Source organism: Lysinibacillus xylanilyticus, assembly GCF_001183605.1.
GTDB lineage: Bacteria > Bacillota > Bacilli > Bacillales_A > Planococcaceae > Lysinibacillus > Lysinibacillus xylanilyticus.
In genome coordinates this window covers 25,115-43,816 of sequence record NZ_LFXJ01000010.1, presented here as the reverse complement: position 1 = coordinate 43,816, position 18,702 = coordinate 25,115, and the positions used below count along the sequence as shown (strand labels likewise).

General features: G+C 37.8%; 15 protein-coding genes. 7 read left to right on the top strand and 8 right to left on the bottom strand.

Features of this window, described 5'->3' with window-relative positions; translation table 11 throughout:
- Positions 1-837: 837 nt before the first annotated feature.
- Positions 838-1,911 (bottom strand): glycosyltransferase family 2 protein, encoded by a 1,074-nt coding sequence (locus ACZ11_RS17870; RefSeq protein WP_049667899.1) that lies wholly within the window; start codon positions 1,909-1,911, stop codon positions 838-840.
- A gap of 365 nt (positions 1,912-2,276) precedes the next feature.
- Between ACZ11_RS17870 and ACZ11_RS17865 the strand changes: the two genes are divergently transcribed.
- Positions 2,277-2,900, top strand: a complete 624-nt coding sequence (locus ACZ11_RS17865) for a response regulator transcription factor (RefSeq protein WP_049667898.1) — start codon at positions 2,277-2,279, stop codon at positions 2,898-2,900.
- A 173-nt stretch (positions 2,901-3,073) separates the two neighbouring features.
- Here ACZ11_RS17865 and ACZ11_RS17860 read toward each other — a convergent pair whose 3' ends face one another.
- From ACZ11_RS17860 to ACZ11_RS17835, 6 genes are all read right to left on the bottom strand, one after another.
- A complete protein-coding gene (locus ACZ11_RS17860; protein WP_049667897.1) occupies positions 3,074-4,252 on the bottom strand; it encodes a hypothetical protein in 1,179 nt (392 codons plus the stop codon).
- Between the two features lie 63 nt (positions 4,253-4,315).
- A complete protein-coding gene (locus ACZ11_RS17855; RefSeq protein ID WP_049667896.1) occupies positions 4,316-5,050 on the bottom strand; it encodes a YiiX/YebB-like N1pC/P60 family cysteine hydrolase in 735 nt (244 codons plus the stop codon).
- A 343-nt stretch (positions 5,051-5,393) separates the two neighbouring features.
- The gene (locus ACZ11_RS17850; RefSeq protein ID WP_049667895.1) at positions 5,394-6,152 is read right to left on the bottom strand and encodes a hypothetical protein; all 759 of its coding nucleotides are present in this window, start codon (positions 6,150-6,152) and stop codon (positions 5,394-5,396) included.
- A 1-nt stretch (position 6,153) separates the two neighbouring features.
- Positions 6,154-9,936 (bottom strand): DEAD/DEAH box helicase, encoded by a 3,783-nt coding sequence (locus ACZ11_RS17845; RefSeq protein WP_049667894.1) that lies wholly within the window; start codon positions 9,934-9,936, stop codon positions 6,154-6,156.
- A 119-nt stretch (positions 9,937-10,055) separates the two neighbouring features.
- Positions 10,056-10,610 carry an NADPH-dependent FMN reductase gene (locus ACZ11_RS17840; protein ID WP_049667893.1) on the bottom strand — a complete coding sequence of 185 codons (555 nt, stop codon included), beginning with the start codon at positions 10,608-10,610 and terminating at the stop codon, positions 10,056-10,058.
- Between the two features lie 449 nt (positions 10,611-11,059).
- Positions 11,060-11,905 (bottom strand): NAD(P)H-binding protein, encoded by an 846-nt coding sequence (locus ACZ11_RS17835; protein WP_049667892.1) that lies wholly within the window; start codon positions 11,903-11,905, stop codon positions 11,060-11,062.
- A 261-nt stretch (positions 11,906-12,166) separates the two neighbouring features.
- Between ACZ11_RS17835 and ACZ11_RS17830 the strand changes: the two genes are divergently transcribed.
- The 6 genes from ACZ11_RS17830 (at position 12,167) to ACZ11_RS17805 (ending at position 17,171) form a co-directional block, all read left to right on the top strand.
- Entirely contained in the window at positions 12,167-13,213 is a 1,047-nt protein-coding gene (locus tag ACZ11_RS17830) for a PseG/SpsG family protein (RefSeq protein ID WP_049667891.1), read from the top strand.
- A 389-nt stretch (positions 13,214-13,602) separates the two neighbouring features.
- A complete protein-coding gene (locus tag ACZ11_RS17825; protein ID WP_049667890.1) occupies positions 13,603-13,788 on the top strand; it encodes an SE1832 family protein in 186 nt (61 codons plus the stop codon).
- 239 nt (positions 13,789-14,027) lie between these two features.
- Positions 14,028-15,593, top strand: a complete 1,566-nt coding sequence (locus tag ACZ11_RS17820; RefSeq protein ID WP_049667889.1) for an ABC-F family ATP-binding cassette domain-containing protein — start codon at positions 14,028-14,030, stop codon at positions 15,591-15,593.
- 96 nt (positions 15,594-15,689) lie between these two features.
- A complete protein-coding gene (locus ACZ11_RS25965) occupies positions 15,690-15,959 on the top strand; it encodes a hypothetical protein (RefSeq protein WP_134008271.1) in 270 nt (89 codons plus the stop codon).
- Between the two features lie 340 nt (positions 15,960-16,299).
- Positions 16,300-16,704 carry a transcriptional regulator Spx gene (gene spx, locus ACZ11_RS17810; protein ID WP_049667887.1) on the top strand — a complete coding sequence of 135 codons (405 nt, stop codon included), beginning with the start codon at positions 16,300-16,302 and terminating at the stop codon, positions 16,702-16,704.
- 23 nt (positions 16,705-16,727) lie between these two features.
- A complete protein-coding gene (locus ACZ11_RS17805) occupies positions 16,728-17,171 on the top strand; it encodes a MarR family winged helix-turn-helix transcriptional regulator (RefSeq protein ID WP_049667886.1) in 444 nt (147 codons plus the stop codon).
- Positions 17,172-17,287: 116 nt separating this feature from the next.
- On the opposite strand, the gene ACZ11_RS17800 is transcribed toward ACZ11_RS17805, so the two are convergent.
- Positions 17,288-18,700 (bottom strand): amidohydrolase, encoded by a 1,413-nt coding sequence (locus ACZ11_RS17800; RefSeq protein WP_049667885.1) that lies wholly within the window; start codon positions 18,698-18,700, stop codon positions 17,288-17,290.
- Positions 18,701-18,702: the final 2 nt, after the last annotated feature.

Below are 18,702 nucleotides of genomic sequence, written 5' to 3'. Positions count from 1 at the left end.
TTATTTAGAGCCTTCTACTTAGTCTTCATATTAGTCATTGCCAGAGAAATGATTAGGTAGTAATGAAAACTGATCGGGTACCTCAGAGAATTGATCGGGTAGCCTGAAAAATTGATCAGGTACGCATGAAATCTGATCAGGTTGCCTGGAAAATTGATCAGATTTCATGCGTACCTGATCAGGTTGCCTGGAAAATTGATCACGTACGCATGAGATCTGATCAGGTTGCTTAGAAAATTGATCAGGTACGCATGAGATCTGATCAGGTTGCCTGGAAAATTGATCACGTACGCATGAGATCTGATCAGGTTGCTTAGAAAATTGATCAGGTACGCATGAGATCTGATCAGGTTGCCTGGAAAATTGATCACGTACGCATGAGTTCTGATCAGGTAGCTTAGACAATTGATCGGGTACGCATGAAATCTGTTGAGGTGGCCTGGAAAATTGATCACGTACGCATGAGTTCTGATCAGGTAGCTTAGACAATTGATCGGGTACGCATGAAATCTGTTGAGGTAGCCTGGAAAATTGATCACGTTCCCCATAGATCTGTTCAGGCAGACAATTAATGTAAAGAGCAAATTCACAATTAGCGTGAATTTGCTCTTCTTTTCTATGTTTCAAAAAATGTTTACGATGCACTGCATACTCAAACTCTCAAAACATATGTTGAGTTAACAGAATGTACACAAATTAGAAAGGGGATGAATGAATGGATGCTCGAACTTTCAGACCACGGAATGTGATTTGTATGACAATTATTGTTTTTGTATCGGTGTTAATTGGTTACGGTATATATATAAATTTTATTGATGTTCCCTTCCCATGACGATCTTACTTCTTTAACTGACTTAACAAGTGTTTTCGGTTGTCTAGTATGCGCTGATCTTTTGGCTTAAATTTTCTTGCTACTTCATTATGCTGATATGCATTTTCAAAGAGACGCAAGCGATTGTATAACAAACTTAACTGTAAATGCGGAAGCCATGTGGAATATGCATGCTTATGAACAGCCATTGTCTGTTCTATAGGTTGCTGTAATGCTTGTGAATACCAGTATATAGCCTCTCTATTTTTCATTTGCTCCATAAAAAAATGACCGATTCGACAGCATGTTTCTGGTCTTGGTCGATCATATAATAATGATTGTAAAATAGCTTGTGTTGCTTGTTTTGCATCGTGTAGCTGTTGGTAGCAATCCGCTAAATTTAAGCAAGCTTGAATATTCTCATCATCGGTGCCTTTTGTGGAATCTAGGAAAATATTATAATGATTGATTGCTTCTAAAAATCGCTGATGAATCTTTAGCTCATTTGCGTATTGAAAAGTTTCTCTAGCTGAAAATGGGTGCCCTTCTTTCTTCAAATGCTCATAAATATTAATATTGCGATGAATATCACTTTTTCTTGGCAAATGTGTAACTGCTATATCGCTATGATAGAGCTGGCCTGTTATATCTAAATACTCATGGACGGCACCCCACCACTGAAAATTACGTTCACGTTTTACGAGACGAAATCTTTTTTCACTTGATTCTACACAGCCATCAGCATCCAGCGTTAAATAATAATCCATTGAAACAGCATCGACATTAGGATAAAAAAGCGATTGTTTAAGTTGTAGGAACTTTTGCTGATGTTCCGTTGTGATCACATCATCTGCATCGAGCCATAAAATAAAATCTTTCGTTGCTTGCTGAAAGGAAAAGTTACGAGCTTTGGCAAAGTCATCACACCAGGTAAAGTCGAAAATTCGAGAGGTATAGTTTCGGACGATATCTTTTGTACGATCAGTTGAGCCTGTATCAATAATATTGATTTCATCCACTAAATGTTGAACGGAATCTAGGCATCTTTCAATAATACATTCTTCATTTTTGACAATCATACATAAACTAATCGTAAACATCTGTCCCCTCCTTTTTTGTAATAATATATGCAAGTTTAAAAATTTATCGAGGATTTTTACCATCTTATCGTATTACTTTTTGAATTTATCACCTAACTTTTTGAATTTATCACCTAACTTTTATATTTATCACCCAACTTTTCCGTTTTATCGACATCCCCCTTAAATATTCGAACCATAATAAATGTTTACCTTCCCCATAATTGTATGCAATCATATAAATATATGGCTCATCACCAAAAGTTGCGAATGATATTTGTTAAAACATATGCCTTGTATATAAGATGATTAGAGTGAAGGCTGGGCGACTCCTTGGGGATTAGCGTCACAGATTATGAAGGGGGAAAAATAGAAGTTACTATACTATGATTAAATTACTAATATTAGACGATCATCCCGTTGTTCTAGAAGGTACAAGAACATTGTTGAAGGACATAGATGAAATAGAAATTGAGATTTCTTCTAACATCACTGATATAATGCCAAAAGTTCAAGATCACTTTTTTGATATTTATTTATTAGATATACATATGCCTCAGAAAAATGGTGTACTACTTGCCGAAGAAATTAAACAAATAGATCCTGAAGCCCGTATTATTCTTTACACAGGATGTAACATTACAGATTATTACCACTTATTATTAAATTATAAAATTGATGGTATTGTTGATAAAACGGCCAGCAGGGATCAACTACTTAGGGTAATTTATTCCGCTTTAAACGAAGAATTGACCGTTCCAAATGATTTTATTAGTTATGTAAAAAGATTCATGGATCAAGATAACAATATTTTTATCGGAGGCATCAACGAAAAAGAAATCAAAATATTAAGACTAATGTCACTAGGATATACGAATAAGGCAATTGCTGCCGAACTGGATGTGACACAAAGAACTGTTGAAAAATATATCGCAAAAATTTTATCAAAATTAGACGTAGATTCTAGGATAGCGGCAACAATTAAAGCAAAAGAGTTAAAATTAATTTAAAGGAGGACTAAATAAGAGCTCTATTAGCTCTACTCCCCTACTAGCAAACATTTTGAAGTGATTGAATGGAAGATGTATATAACATAAAACCTCTCCTGCGATCATTAGGAGAGGTCTTATCATGTTTGATGAATTTCCCAGCTAATGTGTGGCCGCCAATTTTGCACATTTTATTATTGCAATACCTTTAAATCATACGAATAAACCTTTTTACTTGAGGAGTGATTGATAATTTCATCCAAACCATTGATATCAAATGAATCTATCAACTTCCCTTTATCAAGTGAATAAGTTTCTAAATAATAGTAGCCATTTTTATCTTCACTGTACCTTAATACATATAAATTTCCATCTTTAAAATAAGTCTCTTCATTGTGACGGATTTTAGATTGACTTGCTTTTTTGAGTTTAAATGCCTTTGAGACTGCATGTGTTTTTAAATCAAAAGAATAAATTTCGCCTAATCCATTAGCATAAAATAACTTATTTTGAGAAATTGTTGCTGAATTTTTATAATTATAAGGAATCGTAGCCGTTAAATCTACATCATTGTATTCAATAAGCTTAAATTTCTCTTGTTCTAAAGTTTTTTTATTAATTCTATAAATTGATACACTTTCCTTAGATTCACTTATTATAGTTGATAAAATTAAATAGTAATAATGCTCATCAGTTAAAATTGGCGCCAGTGCTTGCGTGCTATCAATAGTTAATTCTTGAAGAGTAGTAATATCATTAATTTTTAATTCTTTATCAAATGTTACTTCTCTTAAGTTAAAAGTCTTGGTTTCAAAGTCTTGTGTGAGTATATTAATCCCTTTTTCCGTTACCCCGGAGATCAAAATATAATAAGGGATACTGTCTACATTGATTTTCTCAGCATTACCATACCGAACGTCTGAATTGTATCCCGATTCTTTAAATCCACTATTATATATACTAAAAAATAAATCTTGAGAGGGTAAATAACCCGTCCGTTCACCGGTATACTGTGGGGTGTCCATATTAAATTGTTTAATATCACCATCTACAATTCTTATAGTATTTTTATCTTCTAATAATAGCCGATTCTTACCAACAGCTATACTCCCTAGTTCAAGCCCATTCATAGTGAGCGCCTGAGTTGAATGGTCCTTCTTTACAAAAACACTATAACTTAGCCCCTTATTATCAAAGTCTTGGTCAGCTGTTGTCGATAAATAAATAACTGCTTTAGTATTTTTTAATAAACCTTTGTCAACGTCTTCAGCCGATAAAAATTGTGAGGAATCTTTTATATTTTGCTGCTTAAAAAGAATGATAACTATAAAAATTATTATTAAGCTAATCCCTATAAATATAATTTTTTTCAAATTTAGTTCCTCCCAAAAATAAAGATCGTCTCTAAATAATTAAAGACGATCTTTATAATAGAATTAAATATTTCTTACTAACACTGTATCTGATGCATCTCGGACATCCCGTGGATATACACCTAGTCCACCGTCCACGTCTAAGTCTAGATTACCGTTTACTTTATATGCTGACCAAATTAGTTTAGAGCAATTTTTAGCCCCATCATGTCCAGTTAAACGGTTTGTAGCAAAATTATAAGAATATGATTGTCCAACTTGGGTGTATGCCCAATCCGCAGCATTATTACGATTTGTTGTAGATGTTGAGACAGACTTTACTACTGATCCAGAGCTATCGACTTTGCGTGCACTAGTTGAGATTGTTCGAACTCCATCAGAAGGTACTGATTCTACAATTGTTGTTGACGTATAATACATCCCAACATGTCCATGATCTAAATAAGCTGTTTCTGATGGTGTATAATAGAAGTTTCCTTTTGTACTAGATCCTATGCTAACAGTCCCTCCACTTCCACCACGAGGTGATACTCCATATTTCTCTTTAGAATAAGCTGATTTTTCTGCAATACCTTTTGCTTCATCTTCTTTTAACTCTGTATAAATTTGTTCAAGAATAACTTGTTCTGATTGTCCTGTATTTGAAGCAATCATTTGAACATCCTGCAACAATTCTTCCTCCGAAATGTCCGGTTGGAGTTTTAAAATGTCATCCACATATGATTCAGCATTCGTAATACTTGCTTGACTAAATAACATAGCAGTAGTTAAAGAAAGTGCTAATATTGTTTTCTTCATTTTCACAGCCCCTTTAATAGTGTTAGAAAAAGTTAAACCCGGGTTACTATTAATTTTAGTCTATTTAATACCGAAAGTACCACTTCGCTTTTCCGAACAAGACGATGCAATTTACCGACTTTTATTTTTACAACATCTGTTCCCACTTTTCTGTAATACTATATGCAAGCTTAAAAATTTATCGAGGTCTTTTACCATTTTATTGCCTTACTTTTTGAATTTGTCGCTCAACTTTTATAATTTATCACCTAACTTTTTGTATTTATCACCCAACTTTTGTGTTTTATCGACAAACACCTCAAAAAGCACAAAAAAACGAACGCTGCACACGTTCGTTTCTTTCTTATAAGTATTGTTTACGCCATTGTAGTTGTTCTTTTTTTGTAAGCTGTTGTTCTAAGTGGGAATCCCATTGATTTGAGAGCGCATTCCATATACGAACGAACAAAATATCTTGTTCTTTATCGTGAAGGACAAATTCAAAGCATGGGATATCATTAATTTGTTTAGCGTCTGTTTGAACAATTTTTGAAATTAATTTTTGAGATGCCCCAACTCCAGCTTTTTCTTCATCCTCTTGCTGTAACGCTTCTATCAACAGTGCTTCTTCGAAATTCTCCTGCTTCTCAGCCTCTTCATCCACATAGCGATATAGCTCTGGTAGATCATCGTATTCTTCAATATTGTCTTCGTCGACAGCAAGAAATGCAAGATGGCATGGGCTATAGTAAAGGTTGGACATTTCTACATCTAGCTCCTCTTCAAAGATGCCACGTTCCAGTTGCTGCTGTCCTTTAGGTGTTAGTCTATAAAAGCCTTCCGTTTGCTCAATAAGACTAACTCGAGACATTAAAGATACTAGATCCTCAATAAATAACGGGTCGACTAGCAATAACTCACTCAATTCCTGTGCGTTTGCAAAATCCGCTTCCTGTATGCTCAGTAACAACATTGTCATCAGGACATCCATAGTAGAACGGCGAACTGGCTCATAGGTCACTTCTACCGTTCGAATCGGGATGCTCCATTCATCGGTTTTGACGATATTAACATTCCGATTTTGCTGAATTTCTCGCATTAAGCGCTGCTGTAATTTTGACAATCTACATCACCTGTCCTTCATGATTACGCAAGCCGTTATAGGATTTCACTGTCTCTAACAGATTGCTATACATCTCTCGTGTATCTGGATGCTTCGCCCGTTTGGCAAACATCTCAGCACTTCCGACAAGTAGTAATAGCTCTCGTGCGCGAGATAAGGCAACGTTTAAGCGGCGATAATCTCTTGCAAAGCCAACGTCTCCCCCTTTAGGCGTATTACGTACCATACTAACTAATATGACGTCCATCTCCATACCTTGGAACTTATCGACTGTCCCGGTTCTAAATTGAAGATGTGGTAGCTGTAATTCCTGTTGCAGAAGGCGATTAATTTTCTTTACCTGCTCCCCGTAGAAGCTTATAACCCCAACACTTTTTTGTACATCCTGAGGTATGCGTCCCGCTGCTTTAGCTTCAATAACAGCCTTATTCATATCTATTAAAATGCGTCGAATTGTTTGTAATTCACCCTCATTGTAACGACTCGTTCCGCCCTTTACCTGCTCCTCTAAATAAGGTTTTTCGGTTGGTATATCAACCCATAGCAAATGATCATCACGATTCACAAATTGTCCTTCTAGACAATGGTCTCGTGCTGCATCTGAATCAGGTAAACCACATTGCAGACCATTTTCCTCTTTCGCGTAAAACGGTGTAATACTGTGCATAATTTTCTCATGCATTCGGTACTGCAATGCCAGCATTTGCTTATGTGTTTGTGGCAAATTATTAAATAAACGCTCAAACAGCGATTCACGCAGTAAATTTTTTAATTCTTGCGCGCCATCAAAGTTTGGATTTTCATCGAGCATTGCTTTTAACGTTTCCTCCAACGTATCGTCTCCAAGTAGTGGAGGTAGCTGATGATGATCGCCTACTAAAATAACTTTTTTACCCTTAAGCATCGGTAATAATAGCTCTGGTGGTGTTGCCTTTGATACTTCATCAATAATGACAACATCAAACGTCGGGTAGTTTTCCATAAATTCTTTACTTGCTGAAGCGACACATGTTGTACCTATAACATTCGCATGACGCACATATAATTTACGAATTTCATCTAAATCATATTCGGTAGCATTTTGCAGCTTGTCACGCCATTGCTCTTGTAATTTTTTTCGAAGAGGTAGCTGCTGTTCCTTACGCTGTAATTCCACAATTGCTGTCTTCGAGGATGCAATTGCTTCCTCTACCTCCTCGTAAGTGCGCTCCGGTGTTGATTGAAGAAGCTTTGTGCAAGCTGTGAGCTGCTTCTCCTTCTTTAATCCAGCTATATTAATTTCTTTAACATTTTCTTCTAATTGTGTTAGCTGTTGTTCAATCTCTTGTAAGCTAGTCTGCGCTGTTTGAAGTGCCGCTCTCTTTGGTAGGAGCTGTGTATTTGCATGTTCTACTGCCTCAAGCTGTTGACTTGCTGTTTGAAGAGAAGATTTCGATTGTGATATAAGCATTTTTAAATGCTCTACAGACTCTTCTGGCTCAGCATCAATTTGGAATGTCTCAGCTAGTTGCTGAAGTCGTTCTGTATGCTGTAAAAATGGCTGCAATTGTCGCTGTAAGCTTTGAACATCGAAGCTTGTAATTGCACACTCTTGATGTAATAAGCCACCAATACCTTTACGCAAGGACTCAAACTCCTGATCTTTATGATCTTGTTGTTGTTTGAGAGCTACACCTTTTTGCCAGACAAAATCACGACGCATATATAATCCGAGCAAGAAACTCTCAATTTGCTCGGTAGGTGGCGTTTGATTATCTTGAAAGGCTGTATTGAGCTGGGCAAAAACACCTGTTAGATTTTGCAACGAAAACGATTGAACTGACTGCACTCTACTTTTAGCAAGGGCACGTTCTTTTTCTTCATAAGATACAAACGACTCAAGCTTTGCGATAGCTTTTTGTAAACGTGAATTGATGGTTGCCCATGCCTCCAAATCTTTGGCATCCTCTAAATGCTGCAAACGACTAATCTGCTGTGACAGCACATAGGATGGGCGAATTTGATAATGTTGTAGAAATCGTTGGATTCGCTCATAGGACGTTAAATTACTGACATATTGTTCGGCATCCTTCATTAATCGAAGACGATTATTTTCCTCTTCATATTTCGATTGGACATCTTTGAACTGCATTTCTAGATGCTGCTTTTGCTCTTGCAGCTCTTTATATTGCGCAGCCGCTTCATATTGCTCAATTTTTTGAGTAGTTTCCTCTATAGTAAGCTTTAGCTGCTCCGTAGATAGGCTTTCAGCAAGGGTTTGCTCAAGCGACTTTACAGCAGGCTCGATTTGCGCCAACTGTTTTTCGTAATGCCCTTTATGTGCTTCGCTCTCCTGCTGCTCAGCTTTTGCAGCCTTTAATTCTTTCTTTAACGCTTGTATTTCCTGCTGTAAAATTGGCTCGTCAATTGCGGCCTGTTCTTTTGCAGCTATTTCCTTTGTTAACTCCTCAAGCCATGCCTTAAGCTTTTCTAGCTCTTCTTCAGCCTTGCTAATACTTGATTTTAGTTCTTGTTCACGTTCTGTAAAGGCTGTAATTTCCTCTTCGATCGCTGCGAGAGTTTGCTCACGCCAATGAAGTGCAACATTTTCCTCAATAAACTTTTTACCCTCTTCTTCAATGCTTTCCGTTCTACCGTAGCGTAAAATTCGAATTTCTTGATTGGAAAGAAGTCGTCCTAAAGCATTATCCACGGCTAGATTTGATTGCGAAGCTACGAGTGTTTTTAAGCCAGCCTTGACATTTTGCTGACAAATTTCAGAAATAACGGTTGTCTTCCCTGTGCCAGGAGGTCCTTGAATCACATACAAGTCTTCAACAGACAATGCTCCTAAAACAGCCTGCCTTTGATATTCGTTTAAATTATTGTGAAAAACAATATCCTCTCGAAGCTTTGCTGTTCGGACAGTCGGACGCTTTTCAAATAATATTGTCTCTAAATTAGGGTTAACTGCCTCGCCTTTTTCAAGCTTTGTAAAACCATTGCGTAATCGTCTAATTTGACTCAATGTCGCAAAATTACTAAAGCTCGCTTGCTTTGAGCGAAGGTTAAGTTGATCTTTACGTGCTAAATCCTGTACAAAAGGCTTTAAGTCAATTTCTATTGTCTGCTTCCCTGCATTAGCCTTTAAAACTTGTCCAATTTCACCGCGTACCCCTTGAATGCTCACACTTAACCCTTCAAGCTTCTTCCATTCCTTCGATTTTATATAAGGGCAGACAATTGTCAGCCTAGTAAAATCTTCATTAAAATAGCTTTGCTTAAACTCTGTATGAATATCATCTACGGTCGCATCGCGTTCTTGAATTTTTAAATAGCCTTCCCAGCTCGAGATACGCTTTTTCACATATTCTGTGCGCTCCTCAGCTATCGGTAGCTCTCTTATTTTTTTATGAAGATCGAGCGGAATCCCTGCTCCATTGTTAGCTCTTGTAACAAAGTGTAATGCTGCTGGTAAGCGTCGGTTTGTATTGATTGGACCTCGCATATGTACAAAACGAATATTTGTAGCTAGCAATCCTTCAACCTTTAGCACACAATCCATAATGGCTGTTTTCTCAGCAAGGACGTCGGTTAACTTTTCATTTTGCTCCGCATTAAAATAAATCGATAAAAATGTTTCACCAACTGTTTTTGCTTTGCGCTTTTCGATATAGACGGTGAATGTATTTTGTAAGGCAAAAAAGGCATGCTCATTTGCTGAGCATTCCTCTACCGCTTCCTTCGCCTTATTAGTCAATATTAGACTACAGCGTTGTTTTTCTAGTATAGCGATGTCCTGCATGAGCAGCCCTCCCTTCCGTTTCACTAAAATTCTATTTTATCACATCGTAAAAGGATTCTTGAAAAGAAAAATCCCCTGCACAGTGATTTCCTTCCACTGCACAAGGGATGAATTTTATTTTAATGTTGATCAATCGGTTCTTTTGGCAATGTTTTGCTCATTTCACAATACTGCACAAAAACACGAGCCAATTCACGTAAACGATTATGAACATCTTCGTCGACAATATTATTATCTGCATCAAAGTGAGATGTGTGTGTGTATACATAGTTCGGAGTTACAAGTGCACGGAAGTAGTCTAAAATTGGTTTCAACTGATTTTCTACTACTAAATGGTGCTGATACGTACCACCATTTGCCACAATCGATACTGGCTTATAGCGCATTGTTTTCGGATGCAAGAAGTCAAATGCATTTTTTAAAACGCCTGGAATCGATGCCTGGAAAATAGGTGTAGCGATAATATACGCATCCGCTTCCTCGAACTTTTGAATCATTTCCTTCATGTCATCATTTAACGGTGAACCGTCTACAATTTGATGCTTATATTGACTAAAATGCATAATTTCTAACTCGAAACTTGCATCTAATTCTTTAATATATTGCTCCACTTGCTCTAAAATAGCACCAGTTTTACGACCAAACATCGTGCCATCAACGAGTAAAATTTTCATTTTCACTTTGCCTCCACATTCATTTCTACAATAATATTGTAACAAATGAAAAGAGGCACGGAAAGAATTGTAGTGGTTAAAACCATAAATTCAGTCTTTAGGCGGAACGGAGTCTACACAAAAAATATTGCTTTAGAAAGAAACTTTGGCATGTGGATTACTTGTTATTAAAATAATATTCGACTCATAACGTGGAGTTGATTTCCGTTCCAACTGGGCGCTTTCGCACAGAGCAAAGCTTCCTGAGGGCGTCGGGCCAACAGATGTTTTTTGCGCGAAAGCGTAGTGTTAACGAAGCGTCAGCGGCAGGATGTTGGTAGAAGGCGTTATCACAGGACGTGATGCTTTTAGCCTTCGTTCCTCTATCGCTGATCCCCAAGGAGTCGCCCAGCCTCCACTTCAATCAACTAATCTACTTAAAGATATTTCCCAATTCCAGTGATGGACCTTTATTTATCCTCACGACGTCGGAATTTTACTTCTTTATCAACAACGGTTTCCTCTATTTTATATTTATCTCGATTAATCACTACTTCACGATTTACTTTATCGCCTTCATCGCTAGAACCCGATAACCTGCGCTTATCCCAATTAAATAATTGCTCCCTTGAAACATCCCCATCCTGCTTTTCAAGAAAATCTAACTTAGCCAATTCCTGAGATTGATAAATTGTAACTGGCTGTTTATTGCCGTACAACGCAATAACTATCATCGCCTTCGCAACCTGGGAAGCTTCTATAGCTCTTGAACGCTTTAATGGTCCAACTAATAACGGCTTTACTAGCTTTAAAACTTTCTCTCCCGCCTTTTCACCTAGGCGAAATTCTTCTCTCTCCCCAACAAGTAAAGATGGGCGGATAATTGAAAGTCTCTGTAAGCCTAGCTCCATAAGGTCATGTTCAAGCTTTCCTTTTACTCGATTATAGTAAAATGGAGAACTTTCATTTGCTCCCATTGCTGTAATGACTAGCATATGTGGGATTCCTCGTTTTTTGGCTAATGAGGCAATCGTTAGCGGATATTCAAAATCAACTTTCTCAAATTCCTCACGAGATCCTGCCTTTTTAATCGTTGTTCCTAAACAACAATAAAGCTCATGTGCAAATTCGATATCTTTTTCCTCCAAAGTATCAAAATTACGGATTTTCACTTCTAGCTTTGGATGTGAATATGCTGGTGCTCTTCGTGCAATAACCGTAACTGAAACATATTCATCATTTTCACATAATTGTTCTACAAGAGAGGTACCTGTTAATCCAGTAGCCCCTACAACAATCGCTGCGCGCATTCCCATTGGTTGTACCCCCTTCTATGCTTATTTGCTCCAGAAGTCACAGTGCCGGAACAAAAGTTTTGCTGAAAAACTGCAAAAATCCTATGTATCTTCTTGCAAACTCTACTTTATTTATCGGTCAAAGAAAGAGCTCTTACTCATTTAATTTTAGGTTTTTATCAATTATTCCACGGTTAAATTGATTTAATAATCCTATTTTTTACACATACTTGCCCATCATTCACCATAGTTTAAATAGACGGATGAAAGGATGGGATACATTTGCAAAACGAAACTCAAACAATGGAACTAAAAAAGACGGTTGTTTTCATTATTGAAAGCTGTATTGATAAAGGGCTGTATCCTTTTGAACGGGTTGCAACGCTGGCAAAGCTACTTACAAATGAACAAGTTTTCATATTTGTAAAAACCCCTTCAAATGATGGGATTCAAATTTTAATGAATGAAAACCTCTCGCCAATCTTATTTGAACATTTCGATGAGCTACCTAAGCAAATGAAAGGTATTCAGCCTGATTTAATTGTAAGAGATGGTCGTAACTCAGAAAGCTGGCAAGTACAAAATTTACGACCATTCTGCAAAACAATCATTCATTTTGATGATTTGGGTGAGGGTGGCCAAGCCTGTGACTGTGTATTGCTAGCACTCTATCAAGAAGTTAAAGATTATTTACCATCTCATTATATTGGTGGTAGTTTCAACTTCGCATTACCACAAGCTTTTCAAAATTTTGATGATAGACCAGACAGTAAAATACCTGAAAACCCACCTCATATCGTTGTTGCTTTTGAGGATGGGGACGAGCATAACTTAACCTACCGTACTCTTCGACACTTAACGCAGCTACAAATCCCACTACAAATTACAGTGATGATAGATGATAGCTATCGACACGCAACAGATGATTTGCAAATGATGGTGCTTAGTCGTCGTAACACTGCCATTCTTCGTGATAAAAACGCACTCCTAAAACTATTACCAAAAGCAGATGTTATTATTTGTAATGCTAACTATACACCTTATAAAATCGCCTCTTATGGTGTACCTTGTATTACTCTTGCACAAACTGAGGCTGAGCTATTACATGCCTTCCCTCGCGAACAGAACGGCTTTATTCACCTTGGACTAGGTCGCAAAATGAAGCAATCACAAATTCAAAACGCTGTCATGGAATTTCTATTACATGAGGCCCGAAGCGAACGAGCTGTAAAAAAACAACGACAGCTCAATCTAGTAAGTAACAATGAAGCACTACAGTCATTGCTTTTAGATTTCGCTTACGATCGACATAATATCGCTTCTACTTAGTGATTCTTTGAAGGTGGATATGATACAATATAGAAGAATTTTTCACTTTCACTTATCTTTCATTATAAGAAGTGAATTCAAGCAACATAAGTACCCGATTGATATTAACTAATAAGCGGTGGGGGATAAAAAAACCTCCATCGCTTTTACCTTCTTTCAGCAGGCGTTTGGACACCTGCTGAAAGAAGGTAAAGCCTCCGGCGGATGTCATGGAATCGAAAAGGAGTTAATAAAGGATGTTAGCCTAAAATCATCGCATCCATGCGATAACGGCTAACTGACCTGTATCCTGCAGGCCTAAACACAAAGCCGATTCCGGACGCAATTATGCCGAGGCATAATTGATATACGCATTCGTTATAAAATAAACACATAAAGGAGCAATCATCATGCCATCAAAAAGCGATATTGAATATCAAATTAGAGAGCTAAAAATGGATTATATGAATTTACAAGGCGATATCGAAAAGCTTGAATCTACAGGTCATAATGATCAAGTAGCAAAAGCCGAGCAACGCCTTGCAAATATGGAAGCAACGCTAGCGGAATTAAATAAACAATTAGCAGAACTATAACCTCTTTCAGCAAGTGTTTTTTTTGTACCGAAGTGTAACGGCAGGTACAGGTGTTTTTTGTACCGAAAGTGTAACGGCAGGTACAGGTGTTTTTTGTATCGAAGTGTAACGGCAGGTACAGGTGCCAAAACACCCACTGAAAGAAGTTAATGCCTCCAGACGCAAGTTATGCCGAGGCAATTGATTAATACTATTATCTAGCGGTCATAAAAAAGCGCCGCTATTTCGGAGGAACATATATGGCAATATTAACAGTTGAAAATTTAGGTCATTCTTTCGGTGACCGTACGCTTTTTAAAGATGTCTCTTTTCGTCTAGTTGAAGGTGATCATATTGGTCTTGTAGGTGCAAACGGTGTTGGTAAGTCAACATTAATGAGCATCATTACAGGCCAAGCAATCCACGATACTGGGAAGGTTGAATGGCTTCCAGGAACGCATTATGGTTATTTAGATCAGCACACTGTATTGACAGCTGGTCGCACTATGCGTGATGCATTACGTGACGCCTTTCTTCCTTTATATAAAAAAGAAGAAGAACTTAATGAAATTACAGGCAAAATGGCTGAAGCAACACCTGAAGAATTAGAAGTTTTACTAGAGCAAATGGCTGAGGTGCAAGATGCTCTGGATGCAGGAGATTTCTATTCTCTTGATATGAAAATTGAAGAGGTTGCACGCGGTCTTGGTCTTGATGCAATCGGCTTAGAACGTGATGTTGCTTCCCTTTCCGGCGGTCAACGTACAAAGGTTTTACTAGCCAAGCTATTACTTGAAAAACCAAAAGTATTATTACTCGATGAGCCGACAAACTATCTTGATGAAGAGCATATTACATGGTTGAAAAACTATTTAAAGAACTATCCACATGCTTTCTTATTAATTTCGCATGATACAGAGTTTATGAATGAAACAGTGGATGTTATCTTCCAACTAGAATTCTCAAAATTAACTCGCTATACAGCGACATATGAAAAGTTTTTAGAGCTTGCTGAAATCAACAAGCGCCAGCATATCGATGCCTATGAAAAGCAACAGGATTTCATTAAAAAACAAGAGGATTTCATCGCGAAAAATAAAGCTCGCTACTCAACTACTGGCCGTGCAAAATCTCGCTCTAAGCAGCTTGACCGCTTAGAGCGTATCGATCGTCCTGAAACAGCTGTAAAGCCTGAATTTGGCTTTAAAGAGGCACGTTCTTCAAGTCGTTATGTAGTAGAGGCTGAAAACTTAGTCATTGGCTACGACAAGGAGAAGCCACTCCTTCCTCCTCTTACATTTGCTATTGAACGTGGGGAAAAAATTGCTCTAGTTGGTATGAATGGTGTCGGTAAATCAACATTATTAAAAACAATGCTAGGCAAAATAAATCCGCTAGATGGAAAAGTGATTCGTGGTGACTATCTTTACCCATCTTACTTCGAACAAGAAGTAAAGGCAGAAAAAATTACGCCTATTGATGATGTATGGAATGCCTTCCCTTCTATGGAGCAAGCACAAGTACGCGCAGCATTAGCACGCTCAGGTCTAAAAACGGAGCATATTACTCGCCCACTTAGTTCTTTATCTGGTGGTGAGCAAGCAAAGGTTCGTTTATGTAAGCTCATGATGGATGAAGCAAACTGGCTTGTATTTGACGAACCGACAAACCACTTGGATGTCGATGCAAAAGAAGAGCTAAAACGTGCCATGAAAGAGTTTAAAGGCACAATCGTACTAGTAAGCCATGAACCTGATTTCTATGAAGGTTTAGCAACAAAAGTTTGGAATGTCCAAGACTGGTTTACTACAGGACAACAAAGCTAAAAATATATTATCAATATGGGCAGTTCCCGATGTGATTGATGGATCACTCGGGGCTGCCCTCTTTTTTACCTAAAAACGAGATTGGGTAGCATTAATTTGGCGGTTCTATGGCCTATCGGGCAGTTCCTTGGCTCTCCCGATCAGTTCCTTGGTCTACCTGAGCAGTTTTTTGACCTACCCGAGCAGTTCTCTGACCTACCCGAGCAGTTTCCTGGCTTACCCGAGCAGTTTTCTGACCTACCCGATCAGTTTCCCGGCTTACCCGAGCAGTTCTCTGACCTACCCGATCAGTTTCCCTACCTAGCCAAGCTTTTGAAAGCAACACTTTTTTCAACCTCAAACAAAAATTTATTTATCTATGCATAAAAATCTGCATTAAATCATATTAATAATCAGTGGATTAACAATATATCTATCTCCATTAAATCTAACTATTTCTCTCTATATTAGAACAGCTCTCTTTATTCTATGAGCTTCTATTATTAATATTGAGTAAACTTACATCATTGTAAGCCGAATTTGCGAAACTTTTCGCTCTTTTGTGCGTATATTTTAGTGTAGAAAAAAAATTCACTTCTGTTTAAAATTTTTCAAATAACTATTGATTTATATATAGCTTACTAGTAAGATATATGTATAACCTAATTAACTTACTAATAAGATATATATTAAATATAATCCTAAAAAAGAAAGCGGGGAATGAAGAATGACAGTTACAATTTATTCACAAGCGAGCTGTTCTTCATCCAGAAAAGCATTAAAATGGTTAAAAGATCACAAAATCGAATATAAAGAAAAACGTATTACTTCACATCCACTAACACTTGCTGAATTTAAAGAAATTTTAAGCATGACTGAAGATGGAACAGACGAAATTATCGCAACTAACTCAAATGATTTTAAAAATTTAAATGTTGATATTGATCAGCTCTCTATTCAAGAGTTGTTTGCCATCATCCAGGCTCACCCAAGAATGTTACGAAGCCCTATCTTAATTGATGAAAAACGAATTCAAGTTGGGTACAATGAGATGGACATCCGTCGTTTTATTCCACGTAAAGTACGTGCATATGAGTTAAACGCGATGACAAGATTGGCACAAGAAAGTTAAAACAGTTTTGGAGTTGACCTTATATGGATCAAGAAAAACAAATAGCCATTACCTCATTGTTTGAAGTAGTATCTTCCATTGAACGTAAGTGGGCAAACGAGTGGAATAATCATAATGTACTCGGCTTTTCAAAATCCCATATTTTAATTTTAGACTACTTATCGCAGGAGGGACCAAAACGCCCTTCTGCCATTGCTGAACGGTTAAAAGTGACAACAGGTGGTGTCACTGTTTTAACAAGTAAGCTCATTAATGCTGGCTTTATTGAAAAAACACAGCATGCAACAGATCGACGAGCATCCCAATTGAAAATTACAACTGATGGCGAAGATATTTTAGAAGAATCCCGTCAGCAAGTTAGCGCAATTATACAAAATATGTTTGGTATGCTATCAGCAGATGAAGTACAAACATTACGTGATATTTTTGCAAAATTACTCAATGCTGAACCTAATCGATATGAGTAAACGCTTCATTTTCACACCGTAAAAAGTTAGACATGCATCTAACTTTTTACGGTGTTTTTCTTTTTGTGCGATTTTTGGAAGACTGCCCTGCCCCTCGTTTATTCACTTAATTATCCTCACCCTAAAACTGTGCTTGGCGCTCTCACTTCTTCTGGAATACCACATTCATAAAGTTTCCCAGCTCTTAATTTCACAAATTCCTCCTTCGCTTTTTTAATAACTTCTGGATCTAGTAAGGAATTAAGTGCAGCCCCTGCCATCGCTTTTGCCGCATAATGCATCCCCTTCATACCAAGCGAAGATCCAAAAGCAGCAGTTGCTTGCCAAGTATGCACTTGGACCCCATATGGAGCACAAGTTGTAAATACCTGACCAAGTGGCGTAATCCACGAAACGTCCCCTAAATCACTAGAACCTTGCATGGATTGGCGAAAAGTTTGTGGAAAATGTAATACCTGTTCCACCAATACCTCTTTACTTATTTCATTTGGTACAAAAGATTGTTGGGCAGTTCCTGCAAGAACAGAAGAATCTAGTGAGGCCTGTAGCGACTTTGCAAAAGTAAGCTCGTCCTCTGTAAAGGATAGTGGCGGTAGATCGTCCCAAGCCGCCAACATTTGCTCATTCAAAGTGAGATTCGGTAATGTATCGTAACACCCTGCCTTCAGCTCCCAATGCACTTCTGTTTCTGTCATCATCGCTGCCCCTTTTGCAACCTTAATCAGTCTGCGTTCTAAATCTTTGACAGCATCACGATTTGCTCCGCGTAGATAATAATAGACACTTGCTTTATCAGGAACAATATTCGGCGCTAAGCCACCATTTGTAATTTGATAATGAATACGAGAACCGTCTGGCACGTGCTCCCGTAAATAATTGGCTCCGACATTCGTCAATTCAACAGCATCAAGCGCACTTCTCCCTAGATGCGGTGCACCAGCAGCATGTGCTGTCCGACCCGAAAAATAAAATTCAATGGCAGTGAGTGCTTGCATAGAGAAGTTCGCTGTCATGTTAAACGTGAATGGATGCCACGTATAGACTACATCTAAATCATCAAAAACACCGGCCCGTGCCATATACGATTTTCCAGACAACAATTCCTCTGCTGGGCATCCATAATAGCGAATCGTTCCTTGTAAATTGTTAAGCTTCATCACTTCTTTTAAGGCAACTACAGCTTCTACTCCAGCCGTTCCTAATAAATTGTGACCACAGCCATGCCCTGGTGCCCCCTCCTCCACAGGCGAATATAATGAACTGACTTGCTGTGATAACCCTGGAAGCGCATCAAACTCCCCTAAAAAACCAATAATTGGACTACCTGATCCCCACTGTGCATAAAAAGCCGTTTGTACATCACCAATCGGCGTAACAATATCAAACCCTTCTTTTTTCAGAAAATCTTGTTGTAATGAAGACGCAAAAGTTTCTTCATAGCCTAGCTGAGGCTTGTCCCAAATTTGCTTTGCCATATGACTAAATGTTTCTTCATTTTTTTGCATCCAATCAAATAATTGCTTCTTCATAG

Coding starts and splice junctions, on each gene's coding strand:
- ACZ11_RS17845 (WP_049667894.1), bottom strand. CDS start 9,936: ATGCAGGACATCGCTATACTAGAAAAACAACGCTGTAGTCTAATATTG.
- ACZ11_RS17865 (WP_049667898.1), top strand. CDS start 2,277: ATGATTAAATTACTAATATTAGACGATCATCCCGTTGTTCTAGAAGGT.
- ACZ11_RS17800 (WP_049667885.1), bottom strand. CDS start 18,700: ATGAAGAAGCAATTATTTGATTGGATGCAAAAAAATGAAGAAACATTT.
- ACZ11_RS17870 (WP_049667899.1), bottom strand. CDS start 1,911: ATGTTTACGATTAGTTTATGTATGATTGTCAAAAATGAAGAATGTATT.
- ACZ11_RS17835 (WP_049667892.1), bottom strand. CDS start 11,905: ATGGGAATGCGCGCAGCGATTGTTGTAGGGGCTACTGGATTAACAGGT.
- ACZ11_RS17825 (WP_049667890.1), top strand. CDS start 13,603: ATGCCATCAAAAAGCGATATTGAATATCAAATTAGAGAGCTAAAAATG.
- spx (WP_049667887.1), top strand. CDS start 16,300: ATGACAGTTACAATTTATTCACAAGCGAGCTGTTCTTCATCCAGAAAA.
- ACZ11_RS17840 (WP_049667893.1), bottom strand. CDS start 10,610: ATGAAAATTTTACTCGTTGATGGCACGATGTTTGGTCGTAAAACTGGT.
- ACZ11_RS17855 (WP_049667896.1), bottom strand. CDS start 5,050: ATGAAGAAAACAATATTAGCACTTTCTTTAACTACTGCTATGTTATTT.
- ACZ11_RS17820 (WP_049667889.1), top strand. CDS start 14,028: ATGGCAATATTAACAGTTGAAAATTTAGGTCATTCTTTCGGTGACCGT.
- ACZ11_RS17805 (WP_049667886.1), top strand. CDS start 16,728: ATGGATCAAGAAAAACAAATAGCCATTACCTCATTGTTTGAAGTAGTA.